The sequence below is a fragment of the Bdellovibrio sp. MYbb2 genome, assembly GCF_056175685.1.
Genome location: NZ_JBJKJI010000001.1, coordinates 369587 through 384024 on the forward strand (window position 1 = coordinate 369587; position 14438 = coordinate 384024).

Here is a 14438-nt window from a genome sequence, read left to right on the forward strand (position 1 = left end):
CTTACTTCAGATTCTTGACGTACTCGACAAGAGCACTCAGTTCGTTTTCGTTCAGCTGACCCTGGAAGGTGGGCATTACGCCCTTAGGGAAGCCTTTAACGATGTGTTTATTTGGCTCAAGGATGGATTCGCGAATGTAGTTTTCGTCGAACATGATCTTGGTGCCGTCATCCATAACTTCTTCGTGACCGAATTTCTGGAACAAAGAAGGACCGACCATTGCTCCCGGGTGATCCACCGCGTGGCAGGACGCGCAGGCTTTAACCGCAAACAATTTTTTACCTTTTTCAGCCAGTGGCAGGAATCTTTCTTCCTGACCTTGCTCAAGGTATTTGTCGAAGTCTTCGCGGGAAACAACTCTCAACTTACCGATCATGCCGGAGTGAGAAGTACCGCAATACTCAGTACAGAACAGGTGGAATTCACCCAGCTTGTCAGCTTTGAACCACAAAGCCGTGTAACGGCCCGGGATCGCATCCTGTTTAATACGGAAAGACGGAACATAGAAGGAGTGTAGCACATCTGCAGCCGTCAAAAGAATTTTGACGTCCTGATTGATAGGCACAACCACTTCATTCACGGTTTTGTAACCGTTTTTGTATTCAACTTCCCAAGCCCATTGCTTGCCGATCACGTTGATTTCCAACGCATTTTCAGGCATCGCACGCATTTGGTGATAGATGTACCAGCCCCAACCGAACACAGCCAGGAAGATAACCAGTGGAATGAATGACCACAGGAACTCCAACGCTGTGTTGTGAGAGATATAGGCTGTTTTGTCGTTTGGAGACTTACGTCTGTATTTCCAAACGAAATAGATCATCCCACCGATCACAAGGACGCAGGCGATCAAACTTGTTACAAGCAAGAATCCATAAAGATTGTCGACCTGCTTCGCAATCTCGGTTCCCTGCGTGGGCATGAAGGATTGGGCCTTCGCAATATTAAACCACATCATGTACCTTTATCTCCCCGCCGTATTGTTCTGCTCTCTGCGAGAGCGAATCCATACAGGCAATAACCAAATTACCATCACCAAAACCATCACCGCTCCGCCCATCTTCATTACGTTGAAGGCAACAAGCGTGTACTTGCTTTGATGTGGGTCATACTTAAAACAATAAAGCACCAAGCTGTCGACGAAGGTTCCGATTTTGCCATCGGTCGCTTCGTTCAAAGCAATCTTGATGTCCTGAGGATTAAACATAATCCCCGGCAGATAGCGCGAGATCGTTCCGTCCGGCGTGATCACAATCGCCGCTGAAGCGTGTGCCCATTCCTGAGCCGTCTCGTCCCATCTGAACTTGAATCCCAGAGCCTGCGTCAAAGCCTGCACTGTGGACTCGTCCGCCGTGATGAAGTGCCATTCTTTTTCAGCTCCGGCACGGTCATACAGCTTCATGTAAGTCTGTTTTTTGTTTGCCGCCAAGTCGGGAGTCTCTTTTGAGTCAAAACTCACAGACAGCAGCTTAAACTTCTTACCAATCGTCCAATCTTTTTCCATCAACTTGAGCGCGTCTGTCAGACCGTTCAAATGGAAGTTGCAAAGACCCGGACAGGAAAAATACACCGGCGAAATGATCACCGGATGTTTACCGTCGAAGAAAGACCCCAGCGCCACTTCCTGGCCATTGTCGTCTTTCACTTTCAAAGTCAGGTCGATTTTAGAACCCAACTTTTCGTCGATACCCACGCCTTCAAGCTCTTTGGGCTGCTCGCTGGCAACCTTCGGAGCCGGCTTGCCGTCGTAGGCTTGAGCACCTGCTGAAAACAAAACAAGAACGGCCGTTGTAAGCACCGTTCCCATTGTTCTTGTTTTCAATACCAGCTCATTGGCAAGCATTAATTAAACCCTTAATTATTGTGCGGTTTTTGCAAACTCAGCAACTTTAGCAGGATCGTCTTTGGATTTATTTTCAGTGATAGAATCGATGAAATGGATCACAGCCCAACGATCAGCCGGCTTGAAATGAGAGTAAGCCGCCATGGAAGAACCTTTGATACCATTTTGCAAAACTTTGAAGTGAGCGATAACGCCTTCACCTTGAGTCCATTTACCTTCAACCAAGTTGCGTGGTTTTGGATTCAAAGATGCACCCGCAGCACCGTCGCCTTTGCCTTCGTTACCGTGGCACATAGCGCAGTTTGTGGAGTAGAACTTCTTACCGTAAGTAACCATTTCTGGAGTGGAAACCCAAGGATCCTGAACTTTGGTGATATCGAAGACAGGAATAGCACCCTCTACTGCAGGGGCATTTGGATCTACAACGTTTTCGCCAAGATCAACACCTTTATTGATCGCAACGATGTAAACGAAGAATGCACAGACGAATACCATTGAAAAGGCAAACGCCAGCAGACCACTACGGTTATACTCATCTCTAGGCTCAGACATAGGTTGGCACTCCCTGGGGGACGCAAAGTAGTTTTGTCACAGTATTGTAATATATTAAACGATAACTAACCGAAAACAGGCTGATGGGCAACCTATTAAGCCGACCCGGTCGAGTTGAAATTGCGCGGCGCAATGCGCCACGCCATCACTAAAACAGGTAACTCCGAGTGATGTTCACAAAGGTTTCAGGATTCTCGATATTTGGACAATGTCCTAAGTCAGGAATTTGCGCAAATTTACCACGCGAAAATAGAGCCGCCAGAGCTTGAGAATCACCCTCAGAAAGCAGCTTGTCGTGCTCCCCGTGCAGCACCAGAACTTCATGTTCCACGGACTTCAAATCCTCGCGAACATCAAGCCCATCAAGGGCTTTAAGCACCCAGTGACCGATGGTTTGCACAGCCTTATAGGCGTCCGCCACCACCACTTCCTGAAAATATTGGGATTGAGGATTATTATTATGAATCGTGGATCCAATCACTGCCGCCGTCAGCGCGCGGTCCTGCTTCATCTGCTCAAACGCGGTGATCATCGAAGCATCAAACGTGACGCCTTGTGCCCCGACAGGATCCAGCAGAACCGCTTTTTTAAACAGAGTGGGTGCTTTTGACAACATCAGCGCCGCAATCAGCCCCCCGGTGGAATGACCCACCAGGTGATACGGACCCTTATTCAAGTTCTTAAGCAACGCGATGAAATCCTCGGCAAACAGGTGCATGTCAACTTCACTGCTGTCTTTGGGAGCGGCACTTTTACCGCACCCGCGGAATTCAGCGTAAATCAAAGAACCGGAATAGCTTTTTCCTGCCGCGTGTTTTTCCCAGAACTCCTGCGCCGGATACCACCAGCGATTGGAAGCCAGATTTCCATGGATGAAGAAAACACTTTCCGGAACCAGTCCGTCGACGATTTCATGGTGAATCATTCGCGACCCACCTGAATTTCTTCCTGCCCGCTGCGAACTTCACCGCGGAACGGATAACCTTCAAAGTCGCGGCCTTCAGAAAGTTTTTTGTTACCCGTAACGATCTGATAAACCCAGGCTGCCGTGAAATTCGGAACCGCTTCCACCATCTTGTGTTCGGAACCATTGATATACAAACGACTGGCGCGGGCTTTTTCCGGAACTGCATCCCAGTATTCGTCCAGCACACTGGTGTTGATGTATTGATCCTGGCGCGCAATCAACAAATGCAGTGACTTTGCCGGAATGGAATCTGTCAGATCGACAGGGCGGTATTTGCGAATACCCTGAACCAGACGGAAGGTGGCTTCCAGTTTGAATGGATTTTCAAGCACAATGGGTTCTGCCTGCGGATAAGTCGCATAGATGATCTGATGCAGATAGTAATCATACAAATCATCATCCGACATTTTATTAAACGGGAAGATCTGGCGAGTCGCCCAGATCTGCGCACGGATCCACTGATCCTGACCATCCAGCGGACGCGTGAACGGCGCCATCATGATCAGATTTTTTACCAGAGATGGATAAGCGGCGGTGAAGCCCGCAGCCACACCACCGCCATAAGACAGTCCTGCTAAATTGTAAGGACCTTTTAAATTCATTTTCTCCAAAAGCGCCTTAAGATCAGCGACCTGATCCTGCACCGGAATCGGCGCCACCACCGGCGCATATTTCAGCAACGTCTGCCCTTGGCCGATCGGATCATAGCGTAAAACGCCGAGACCTTTTGCCAGCAGAGCATTCACAAAAGAATCCCACTGACGGGTGCTGTAAGTCAGGCCATTGATCAAAACAACCGTGGGCTGTTTTTCTTTGGCGGGAACATAATCCACAAACAACTCTTTTTGCGGAGCAACCTGAACGAAGCCTTTGAATGCTTCAGCCTTTGCCAAAGATTCCAAGGACACAAAGAAACCTGATACCAAGACACTCAAAGCCAAGAACAGAAATCTCATCGAAGTCACTCCTTATAAAAAAGTTGTCAGATCATTAAAGAACCAAACCACCATCAACGCTGATCACCGCGCCGTTGATATAACCCGCCTGCTCGCTGGACAGGAACAGACATGCATTGGCGATGTCTTCCACTTCACCCAAACGCGCCACTGGAACTTTCGCCTTCATGCCGTCAAGCACTTCAGCCGGCATCGCTTTGGTCATTGCCGTGGCGATAAACCCCGGAGCAATCGCATTGGAAGTGAAACCTTTGCGACCCAGTTCCTTCGCCCATGTTTTGGACATACCGATCACACCGGCTTTTGCCGCCACGTAATTGGTCTGACCGAAGTTTCCGTAAAGCGCCACAACAGACGCGATATTGATGATGCGTTTGCTGCTGGAGTTCGGATTGAATTTTTCCAAAACAGATTTTGTGACGTTGAACAAACCTGTCAGATTGGTATTGATGACCGCATCCCAGTCTTCAGGTGACATCTTTGCAAAAGATTTGTCGCGGGTGATACCTGCGTTGTTCACAAGAATATCCACAGCCCATGGCAAAGACGCCGCGGCTTTCGCTACGGAATCACGATTGCCCACATCAACTTGCGCGATGTGAATCTGAGATCCGTATTTTGCAAATTCAGATTTGGCAGTTTGCAAAGCTGCTTCAGAATAATCCCAGATGGAAACATTTCCACCGGCTTCCAAAAAGCTTTTAGTGATTTGAAAACCGATTCCGGACGCTCCGCCGGTTACGATGGCATTTTTGTTTTTGAAATCGAAATTAATATTTGTCATGCACTTGAAGTACCCCGACAGGCCCCCGGTCCGTCAAAGGAAAAAGCACTTTTTCGCTCGGAGTATAGAGTTAATGCTCTAAATTTCTTTTCTTGCCAAAGTTGCGAAATTGAATTGTAGATAAGCGAAATCGCAAAGGATTAAATGATGACAACGACAAGAAAAGCGACAATTGCAGGGACCGGGATGTACGCGCCTGAGCGTGTGATCACCAATCAATATTTCAATGATCTTTACAAAAAAGACATCGGAACCTTCCTAGCGGAAAACCGCAACATCAAGGAACGCCGCTGGATGACTGAAGATCAGCGCACGTCTGATTTGATTCTGCCCGCTGCCGAACAGGCAATGAAAACCGCCGGCATCACGGCGAAAGATCTGGATCTTATTATTGTCTCTACCGACACACCCGATTATCTTTCCCCGTCCACCGCCTCGGTGGTGGCTTACCGCCTGGGTGCAGTGAATGCAGGAACTTATGACATCAACACCGCGTGCGCGGGTTTTGTTGTGGGTTGTGATATCGCTTCCAAATATATTTTCGCTGACAGCAAATACAAAAATGTTCTGGTGGTGGGCGCCTATGCGATGTCCAAGTATCTGAACTTTGATGATTACAAAATTGCCTCCCTGTTCGCCGATGGCGCGGGTGCGGTGATTCTGCAGCCATCCAAAGACAATTCAGGATTCATCGACAGTCAGATGTACACCGATGGTCAGTATCATGACTATATGGGCATCTATGCCGGAGGCACCGCCCAGCCGGTCACCCACCAGGTTGTAGAAAACAAAGGTCACCTGCTGACCTTCCCTAAACGCATTCCCCCTGAAACCAACGGCATTCACTGGCCGCGTCTGACTAATATTTTGTTGGATCGCATCCAGAAGAAGCCTTCTGATATCAAGCACTTCTTCATCACCCAGTTCAACGTGCAAAGCATTTACGAAACGCTGGATAAATTGGAGCTGCCGCGGGATCGCGCTCACTACGTGATGGACCGCTTTGGTTATACCGGCTCTGCCAGCATCGGCATGGCGGTGGCGGATGCAGCCAACCAGAAAAAAATGAAAAAAGGCGACTTGGTCTTTATGTTGGGCTCTGGCGGTGGTATGAGCATGGCTGCACTGGCTCTGGAATGGGGATACGACACTTAATCCACGAGAAGGTAATGATGGAACTGGATTGGCTGAAACGCTGGAAGCTTTATTCACCGAAAAATATCGCCATTAAAGATGGCGATACGGGCCGTGAATTGTCCTATGCTGAATTTTTTGATCTGGCCAATGCCGGAGCACACGTGCTGCACGAAAAATTTGGCATCTGCAAAGGCGATCGCGTGGCGGTTCTGGCCACCAACGAGCTGGAATATGTGTTCCTGTTCTTTGCCTTGCAACGCCTGGGTGCCATCATGGTTCCAGTCAACTTCCGACTGACCCAGCGAGAGGTCAACCACATCATCACCGACTCTTCCCCAAAGCTGGTTCTGTTCCAGGAAACGTATCGCGACATCGTCGAAAACCTTCCCGGCACCAGACACTATCTAATGCAGGGACCAGACAGCTTCGCTGCGGACCTGCTAAGCCCGCCAGCACAGGGGGAAGTTCCTTTTGTGCCCAAGGAAAATGACCCGGCGATGATCCTTTACACGTCAGGCACAACTGGTTCCCCGAAAGGCGCCATCCTGACTTACAAAATGATCTTCTGGAACTCGATCAACACAACCTTGCGATTAAATATCTCGCAAACCGACTGCACGGTGATCTTTTTGCCGTTCTTCCACACCGGTGGCTGGAATGTTTTGACGACGCCGTTCATTCATCGTGGTGCCAAAGTCGTGTTCTTGAAAAAATTCGACGCTGAACAGATTTTGTCTTTAAGTGAAAAAGAAAAAGCGACATTGCTGTTTGGCGTTCCGACCACCATGGAAATGATGGCAAGATCCCCGCGCTTCACCGACACCAACTTAGAAAACATCCGCTATGCCATTGTCGGCGGCGAACCCATGCCTTTGGAGCTGATCAAGACCTGGGATCAAAAAGGCGTTCCGGTGCGCCAGGGTTACGGCCTGACCGAGTTTGGCCCGAATGTGTTTTCTTTGAATGAAGAAGACGCCCTTCGCAAAATCGGCTCTATCGGTTTTCCTAATTTCTATACTGAAGCCAAAGTTGTCGACCCCGAAGGCCGCGAACTGGGAGCGAATCAGGTGGGCGAATTGTTATTGCGCGGTCCGATGATCATGCAGGGCTACTGGCACAACGAAAAGGCCACGCAAGACACCATCAAGGAAGGCTGGCTATACACCGGTGATCTGGTCCGTCGCGATGAAGAAGGATATTACTACGTCGTTGGCCGCAAAAAAGACATGTTCATTTCCGGCGGCGAAAATGTTTATCCTCCAGAGGTTGAGCAGATACTGCGCACCCACCCAGGGGTTCTGGAAGCCGCCGTCATTGGCGTTCCGGACGACAAATGGGGCGAGGTTGGAAAGGCCTTTGTGGTTCGCAGCAGCAATGACCTGACGCCGGAAACCCTGCACCAGCACTGCGTTCAGAACCTTGCTAAATTCAAAATTCCCAAGCATTTCGTGTTTTTGCCAAGCCTTCCCAAAGGCGACAGTGGCAAGATCCTGAAACGCGTCCTTGCGGAAACGGTGAATCAAAGTATCTAGCCAGCAGTTCCGCATTTTAAATTATACAAACTCCCGGGCCGGAGTTATACAAGGTCCACCTAAACGGAGACTTTTTATGAAAAAGCTGATGACGGGCCTTTTGTTGGCCGTAAATCTGATTTCCTTCAATGCCTTTGCTGACAAGCAATTCGTGGGCGCGAACAAATTCTATGACTTGATCGAAGACTACAAAACCGTCTGCAAATCTGCAGAATGCGCAAAGCCTTACCGCGAAAGAATCATCTACACCAACGGTGTGCGTGATTCCTTCCTGACAAAGTTCCAGTTCGAAAGACTTGAGCGCATCTCTGACAAGCAAGCCTTCATCTGGATGGACACTGTGTTGCAAGGTGACTATCACGCTGACGGTAAAACTGTTTTGGAAGAAGTTGTGGCGATCTTTAAAGGGTCTGTCGTTGTTGCTTACAAAGTCGATTACAGCCAGATGGCTTGGTATGTCGGGGCTTGTGGCTGGAATGGCGAAACCTTGGCGGGCTTGGAAAATTGTCCAATGGGCAAAATCCATGAGTCCAGCTATGTGTCCCCAGATTTCAAAACGTATATTCGCAACGACGACGACATCGCGTCCTTCTATAGATAGGTCCTAGGTCGAGTATTCATTTCTTGTCAGGTTGCGCGTATAAAACTCGTGTAAACTGACAAGTATATGTTCAAGTGGATCGTCCTTTCTTTCACCCTTCTATCTTTGTGCGCCTGCGAAAAAGGCCCCAATCTTGGGCCCGGCGACGACGATCTATTAGCCAGTGAAAATCAAGCCGACTGCGGATTCGTACAGAACTCTTACGGTCAGCGTGTTTCCTGGAAATCCAACATTCCGGTAAAATTAAAACTTCACAGCAGCTATCCGGCTGAATACGAAGATGCGCTTAACAAAGCCGCCCAGCACTGGAACGACGCTGCCGGGATGACTTTGTTCACCTTCAGTCACGTGACAGATTCCCAGGCCAACGCCGCCGCCAAGGATGCCAAAAGCACCGTACACGTCCTGACAGCGTGGCCCTGGCAGGAAGCTCCGAAAAAGAACTATCAGGCTTTAACGACCCTGTACTGGCGCTCGAACCAGATCTATGAAGCGGATCTGATTCTGAACGATCAGTTCTTTAACTTCTTTACTTACGACACCCCGTCTATGGGTTCGGGTGTGCATCTGGAAAGTTTGATGGTGCACGAACTGGGACATGTGTTGGGTCTCAAACACCGCGACAACACCATAGCCAGCGTTATGTGGAGTATTCTAAGTTCAGACACAATCCGCAACACCCTGACTCAGGCGGATCGTGATACAATAAAGTGCGAGTATTAATATGAAGAGACAAAAGTCACCGCCACAAAAAATGTCGCGCATGATGAGCCTGATCTTACTGATGGCGGCTCTTCCGTTTATATTGCACACTCTGAACGAGAAACTTTCGCCGAAACGCAAAGTCGCCTCCGACGGTGGATTAAGTTCGGTGGGCACGATCTCTGACAGTTTCGATTTGAGCGAAGCATCCCCTGAAGAATTTAAAAAAGCCTTCAAATACCAGATTCTAAAAAATGTCGAAGTGGATCAGTTCAGCGATGGCCCCGGCATCAAGCTGGGTCTGTTCCTGATGAAAAGCCCTGCCGGGTCCCGCGTATTTGTGTGTGACCGCTATCCGACCGTGGATCTTTTGTTCTCGGCAGAAGGCGTGGCGATTTCCGGTGAAATTCCGAAGATGGTCGTGCGAATTCCTTGCGTGGTCAGCGATGATCAGAATCACATCGCAGCCTTCCCGATTCCGTTTGCACGGATCTTTGCAAGCCCGGTCAGTGACTTTGAATTCGACATCACCGCCCCCGGCATTCGTGAAGGTGGCAAAATCTTCTTCCGCAATGTCGTGGATGAATGGCCGCGCGAGTGGGCTTGGACCGGCGTGAAGTTTTATGGAAAAGATGCTTCAGACACTTTAGAGATCACCGGTTATGAAGTGATCTCTGTCTTGGGTGAACCCCTGGTATTGCCCCAGGGTCAGTAAAACCTGCCTTAACGAACCGGCTCGAAATCCGGAACATAACGAACCTTGTCCTCGCCCTTTGATTTCTTTTCATACTCATCATAGGAACGACGGTGACCTTCAACATCGCGGGCAATCTGTTCGTCGATCTCGCGGTTCTTGCGATCGTTCAATGAATCCAGAGCCACGGCATTCTTTTCTGCCGGCGGCTGCCAGATATCACCAACATAGATGGCGTTGCCTTCAAAGAACTGCACTTCTTTCACAAACTTGATGCGCTTATCATAGAACACATAAGTCCAACGGTCTTTGCCATGAAATCTTTGAGTTTGGGTGGGGCTTCCCATCAGATCCAGAACGTCGTCTTTTTCCATTCCTGGCGTGATTTCTTCAAACTGCTTCAGCATGGATGTCTGGCAGGCAGACAGCATCAGGCCAAGCGAAATCAACGGTATAGCCGCATATCGGAGCATACTTCCCCCATTCTTCTAAGGTACCAGCTTCGCCCGTTCCTCGAAAGCGAGCAACTTTCTTTTGTCTCAAACTGGGACAGGGTTTTTTATTTTTTCAGGATGACCGGATCGGTCAGACTGGCCGGGGCCTGAGGGGCGGACTTTTTATGCCCGTCAGCAGCCTCAGAGGCTTCCACCTTTTTTACATCTTCCGGTGTGTCGTACTGACTGCGAACCTTCTTCAGGGTGCGTTTCACGGATGAACCCAGGCTCATCTGATTTTCCATTTCTTCGATGGTCTTTAAATCAATGCGCTCGTATTCGCGCTTATCCGCCAGACCCTTTTCAGGATAGCGGTATTTCAGCAAAGTTCTTTCTTTGTCGTAGTCTTTAAGATTCTTTGCCATGTCCTTGTGCAAGGTCATCATGTGGCCCAGAATCTCATTCACCTTGGCGGGGTCCTTGGTGTGCTGTTTTTCCAGAATCAGTTTCTGAATTTCAGTTTCCCCGGCCTTGATCTTGGCTTCCAAAGCCGCCACCCGCGCCTGAACCACGCCATAGCTTTCTTCGCGGGATTTGACCTCTTTCGGGGCCGCTTCCTTTTTTTCGCCGTGGCCTCCGCCATGCTCTTCCCCCCCGCTGGCCAAAGCCACGGAAGCAGACAAAAGAATTGTCAAAAAGCTTAACGAAATTTTAGGAACCAGACAGGACATCTTGCCTCCAGGAAATTTTAAAAGGCAGATACTTTATTCGGTTGATAAGGACAGATGCTTTAGCCGGGGTCAGCCCACGTAATACAAGCCTTCCGCCGCCCACGTGCGACAGCAGATCCGTCACATCCCAGCCAAAGCGGGAATCAGTCATCGCCTCGCGAAGCTGGGTCACCAATCGACTGGATTCAATCCCATCAATCGTGACCGTGTAAGCCAGTGGGCCCACCGCCGTGTCGGCGTTGGCAAAATCAGTGACATCAGAAAAATCCGCCGTGTCTGAAGACATCGGTGCAGGTTCTGCCATCGGCTGAGAATTCACCGAATCCAAAGTCTGACTGAAATCGTAAGGGGTTTCTTCCGCTGGTGGGACGTCCCCTGGAACCTCGACAGGTTCAGCGTAAGAAACATTGTCCTGCGGAGGCGCATTCATCCCCGGATCTTGAGAAGGCTCGTAAGCCTGCTCAGCATACTGCGGATCGCTGGAATACGGCTGATCCTGATAGGATTGTTCCGGGATTGAATTATCGGGAGTATAAGGGACAAATTCCTGTCCACCCTGGAAGTCGGTGCCGTTTTGAAAGCTTTGTGCAGGCTCTGAAAACGACTCGGCCGGAGTTTCTGGCTCCGGCTCGTGTTGTGCCAACTCTGGCTGTCCATTCCAGTCGACAAAGAAAACCGCATTGCAGTGGGAACACGTGAAAAGAGTCCCCAGATGCTTATCAAGAATCTCTACCGGCTGGTGGCAACTTGGACAAGAAGCCAATTATCTTTTTCCCTTCGTGTCTTTTTCCTGACGACGACGCTCTTCACGGTTCATCGGACGGTCGTCACGAGGGCCGCTTTGGAAGGTCATCTTGCGCTTTGGAGCATCTTCAGTCTCTGGCAGGCTGTGGCCGATGTCCGCTTCGCTTGGAGATGAATAATCCAATTCATCCAGGTCTGCTTCTTCCGGACGCAGGCTTTCCAAAACTTCCTGCTCGTTCTGCTGAGCCACCAATTGAACGCGCATCACTTTTTCGATCGCATCAGACTTGATGGTGTTGTTCAGGGTTTCAAAGGCTTTGAACGCCTCTTTTTTGTACTCGATCAAAGGATCTTTCTGAGCGTAACCACGCAAAGAGATACCCTCTTTCAGTTTGTCGATCACGTACAAGTGGTTTTTCCAGTGATGATCGATGCTTTGAAGAAGGATCATTTTCTGAACCTGTTCAAAGAACGGACCCATGGAATTTTTCTGACGATCCCAAACTTCTTTCACGCCGGATTTCACGCCGTCTGTGACAGTTTCAGTGTTCACCGCCATAGTCGTGAAATCGATTTTGAAACCGAAGCTTTGTGCCAGGGAGTTATTAAGACCTTCCAGGCTCCACTCTTCTTTTTTGCCGCCTTCAGGAATGTGAGTGTCCAAAAGATTGGAAACAACATCACCCAGCCAGTCCAAAGTGGTTCTTTCGATTTCCTGACCTTCCAGAACCTTGCGGCGCATGCCGTAGATCGCGTTTCTCTGTGCATTCATCACAGAGTCGTATTCCATCAGGTTTTTACGGATATCAAAGTTGTGGCCTTCGACCTTGCGCTGAGCGCCTTCGATCGCGTTGGTCACCATTTTTGCTGTGATTGGTTCATCTTCAGGGATGTTCAGCATTTCCATGATCTTCTGGATGCGCTCACCGTTGAAGATTCTCATCAATTTGTCTTCCAGGGACAGATAGAATCTGGATTCGCCCGGATCACCCTGACGACCGGAACGACCACGCAACTGGTTGTCGATACGGCGGGATTCGTGACGTTCAGTACCGATGATGTACAAACCACCGACAGAGCGAACTTCCGCGCGCTCCGCTTCGACCTGAGGTTTGATTTTCAGAACCGCTTCCGCGAATTCCGGAGAATCATCGTTACCCACCTGCGCTTTTGCCAGCATGTCGGCGTTACCGCCCAGCATGATGTCAGTACCACGACCGGCCATGTTGGTGGCGATGGTCACTGCACCCTTACGACCCGCCTGAGCGATGATTTCCGCCTCGCGTTCGTGGTGTTTCGCATTCAGAACTTCGTGCTTAACGCCTTCTTTGCGCAGGAAAGAACTTAAAGCTTCGGATTTTTCGATGGATTCAGTACCCACCAGAATCGGCTGACCCTTGGCCATACGTTCTTTGATGTCGGCAGTGATGGCTTTGAACTTCGCCTTTTCAGACTTGTAAACCACGTCTTCCTGATCGGCCCGCTGAATCGGACGGTTGGTCGGAATCACGTTCACGTCAAGATTGTAGATTTTTTTGAACTCGACAGCTTCAGTATCAGCTGTACCCGTCATGCCCGACAGTTTGTCGTACATACGGAAGTAGTTCTGGAAGGTGATGGTCGCCAAAGTCTGATTCTCAGACTTAACTTCAACGCCTTCTTTGGCTTCGATGGCCTGGTGCAGACCATCGCTCCAGCGACGACCCGGCATCAAACGACCGGTGAATTCATCAACGATCACGATCTCGCCGTCTTTGATCATGTATTCCACATCAAGACGATACAGATAGTGAGCTTTCAAACCCTGATACACGTGGTGCAGGATCTCGATGTTTTGAGGATCGTAAAGATTGGAAAGACCCATCAGCTCTTCGACTTTCGCGTTTCCGGCGTCAGTCAGAGAGGCTGTTTTGGATTTTTCCTCCATGTTGAAGTGAACATCGCGCTTCAGGTGCGGGATGATCTGATTCACAGCATAGTATTTGTCAGTGGAGGATTCCGCAGGACCGGAAATGATCAGCGGGGTACGCGCTTCATCGACCAGGATGGAGTCGCACTCATCGACGATGGCATAATAGTGAGGTCTTTGAACATAGTCGTTCAAATCAAACTTCATGTTGTCGCGAAGATAGTCGAAGCCAAGCTCATTGTTGGTGCAGTAAGTGATGTCACAAGCGTACATCTGTTTGCGCTGCTGATCTGTCAGACCGTGAACAATAATACCCGTGGTAAGACCCAGCCAGCCATAAAGACGGCCCATGTGTTCGGCGTCACGACGAACCAGATAATCATTCACAGTTACAACGTGCACACCGCGACCCGTAAGAGCGTTCAGGTAAACCGGCAAAGTCGCCACCAGGGTTTTACCTTCACCCGTTCTCATCTCAGCGATGTTGCCGCGATTCAGAACATAACCACCGATCAACTGTACGTCATAGTGGCGCATTCCCAATACACGCTTGGAGGCTTCACGGCAGACCGCAAATGCTTCCGGCAGAATATCGTGAACTGTTTCGCCTTTCTTCAGTCTCTCTTGAAACTCGGGAGTCTTGGCTTTGAGTTGATCATCCGTAAGAGCTGCCATCTGAGGTTCCAGGGCATTGATACGATCCACAGTGGGCTGGATCTTTTTCATCTCACGGTCGTGCTTCGTTCCGAACATTTTTGTCAAAATTTGTGTAACCATAGCCTATGAGGATAGACCCAAATTGACATAAGCGGCAAGGTAAGGGGGCAATTTCTGGATGCGTCATTGACGCGA

15 protein-coding genes are annotated in these 14438 nt (G+C 49.5%); 5 read left to right on the forward strand and 10 right to left on the reverse strand.

The genetic code is table 11. The features are described from left to right. Position 1: 1 nt before the first annotated feature. The 6 genes from coxB to fabG form a co-directional block, all read right to left on the reverse strand. A complete protein-coding gene (gene coxB, locus AC04MQ_RS01815; protein WP_015089476.1) occupies positions 2 to 958 on the reverse strand; it encodes a cytochrome c oxidase subunit II in 957 nt (318 codons plus the stop codon). Positions 959 to 964: 6 nt separating this feature from the next. Beyond that, positions 965 to 1822 (reverse strand): SCO family protein, encoded by an 858-nt coding sequence (locus AC04MQ_RS01820; RefSeq protein ID WP_235046221.1) that lies wholly within the window; start codon positions 1820 to 1822, stop codon positions 965 to 967. 36 nt (positions 1823 to 1858) lie between these two features. After that, positions 1859 to 2395, reverse strand: coding sequence for a c-type cytochrome (locus AC04MQ_RS01825; RefSeq protein WP_041576818.1), 537 nt, complete (start codon positions 2393 to 2395; stop codon positions 1859 to 1861). 148 nt (positions 2396 to 2543) lie between these two features. Continuing rightward, positions 2544 to 3320, reverse strand: a complete 777-nt coding sequence (locus AC04MQ_RS01830) for an alpha/beta fold hydrolase (RefSeq protein ID WP_015089473.1) — start codon at positions 3318 to 3320, stop codon at positions 2544 to 2546. Next, a complete protein-coding gene (locus tag AC04MQ_RS01835) occupies positions 3317 to 4318 on the reverse strand; it encodes an alpha/beta fold hydrolase (protein WP_235046220.1) in 1002 nt (333 codons plus the stop codon). Before AC04MQ_RS01835 ends, AC04MQ_RS01830 begins: the two co-directional genes overlap by 4 nt. A gap of 34 nt (positions 4319 to 4352) precedes the next feature. Beyond that, the gene (gene fabG, locus AC04MQ_RS01840; protein ID WP_015089471.1) at positions 4353 to 5102 is read right to left on the reverse strand and encodes a 3-oxoacyl-ACP reductase FabG; all 750 of its coding nucleotides are present in this window, start codon (positions 5100 to 5102) and stop codon (positions 4353 to 4355) included. Between the two features lie 144 nt (positions 5103 to 5246). Between fabG and AC04MQ_RS01845 the strand changes: the two genes are divergently transcribed. The 5 genes from AC04MQ_RS01845 (at position 5247) to AC04MQ_RS01865 (ending at position 9789) form a co-directional block, all read left to right on the forward strand. Continuing rightward, a complete protein-coding gene (locus AC04MQ_RS01845) occupies positions 5247 to 6257 on the forward strand; it encodes a ketoacyl-ACP synthase III (protein WP_015089470.1) in 1011 nt (336 codons plus the stop codon). 14 nt (positions 6258 to 6271) lie between these two features. Next, positions 6272 to 7771 carry an acyl-CoA synthetase gene (locus AC04MQ_RS01850; protein ID WP_015089469.1) on the forward strand — a complete coding sequence of 500 codons (1500 nt, stop codon included), beginning with the start codon at positions 6272 to 6274 and terminating at the stop codon, positions 7769 to 7771. A 76-nt stretch (positions 7772 to 7847) separates the two neighbouring features. Next, positions 7848 to 8372, forward strand: coding sequence for a hypothetical protein (locus tag AC04MQ_RS01855; protein WP_015089468.1), 525 nt, complete (start codon positions 7848 to 7850; stop codon positions 8370 to 8372). A gap of 66 nt (positions 8373 to 8438) precedes the next feature. Then, a complete protein-coding gene (locus AC04MQ_RS01860) occupies positions 8439 to 9095 on the forward strand; it encodes a matrixin family metalloprotease (protein ID WP_015089467.1) in 657 nt (218 codons plus the stop codon). Between the two features lies 1 nt (position 9096). Next, positions 9097 to 9789, forward strand: a complete 693-nt coding sequence (locus tag AC04MQ_RS01865) for a hypothetical protein (protein WP_041576816.1) — start codon at positions 9097 to 9099, stop codon at positions 9787 to 9789. Positions 9790 to 9797: 8 nt separating this feature from the next. Here the strand turns inward: AC04MQ_RS01865 and AC04MQ_RS01870 are convergent, their stop codons facing one another. From AC04MQ_RS01870 to secA, 4 genes are all read right to left on the reverse strand, one after another. Then, complete coding sequence (locus tag AC04MQ_RS01870; protein ID WP_041576814.1) at positions 9798 to 10241, reverse strand: outer membrane protein assembly factor BamE; 444 nt, start codon at positions 10239 to 10241, stop codon at positions 9798 to 9800. A gap of 86 nt (positions 10242 to 10327) precedes the next feature. Next, on the reverse strand, positions 10328 to 10933 hold the full coding sequence (locus tag AC04MQ_RS01875) for a hypothetical protein (RefSeq protein WP_015089464.1): 606 nt from the start codon (positions 10931 to 10933) through the stop codon (positions 10328 to 10330). After that, positions 10914 to 11696: a hypothetical protein gene (locus AC04MQ_RS01880; protein ID WP_475390795.1), complete on the reverse strand. Its 783-nt coding sequence runs from the start codon at positions 11694 to 11696 to the stop codon at positions 10914 to 10916. The genes AC04MQ_RS01875 and AC04MQ_RS01880 overlap by 20 nt, the downstream gene beginning before the upstream one ends. Further along, positions 11697 to 14363: a preprotein translocase subunit SecA gene (gene secA, locus AC04MQ_RS01885; RefSeq protein ID WP_475390797.1), complete on the reverse strand. Its 2667-nt coding sequence runs from the start codon at positions 14361 to 14363 to the stop codon at positions 11697 to 11699. Positions 14364 to 14438: the final 75 nt, after the last annotated feature.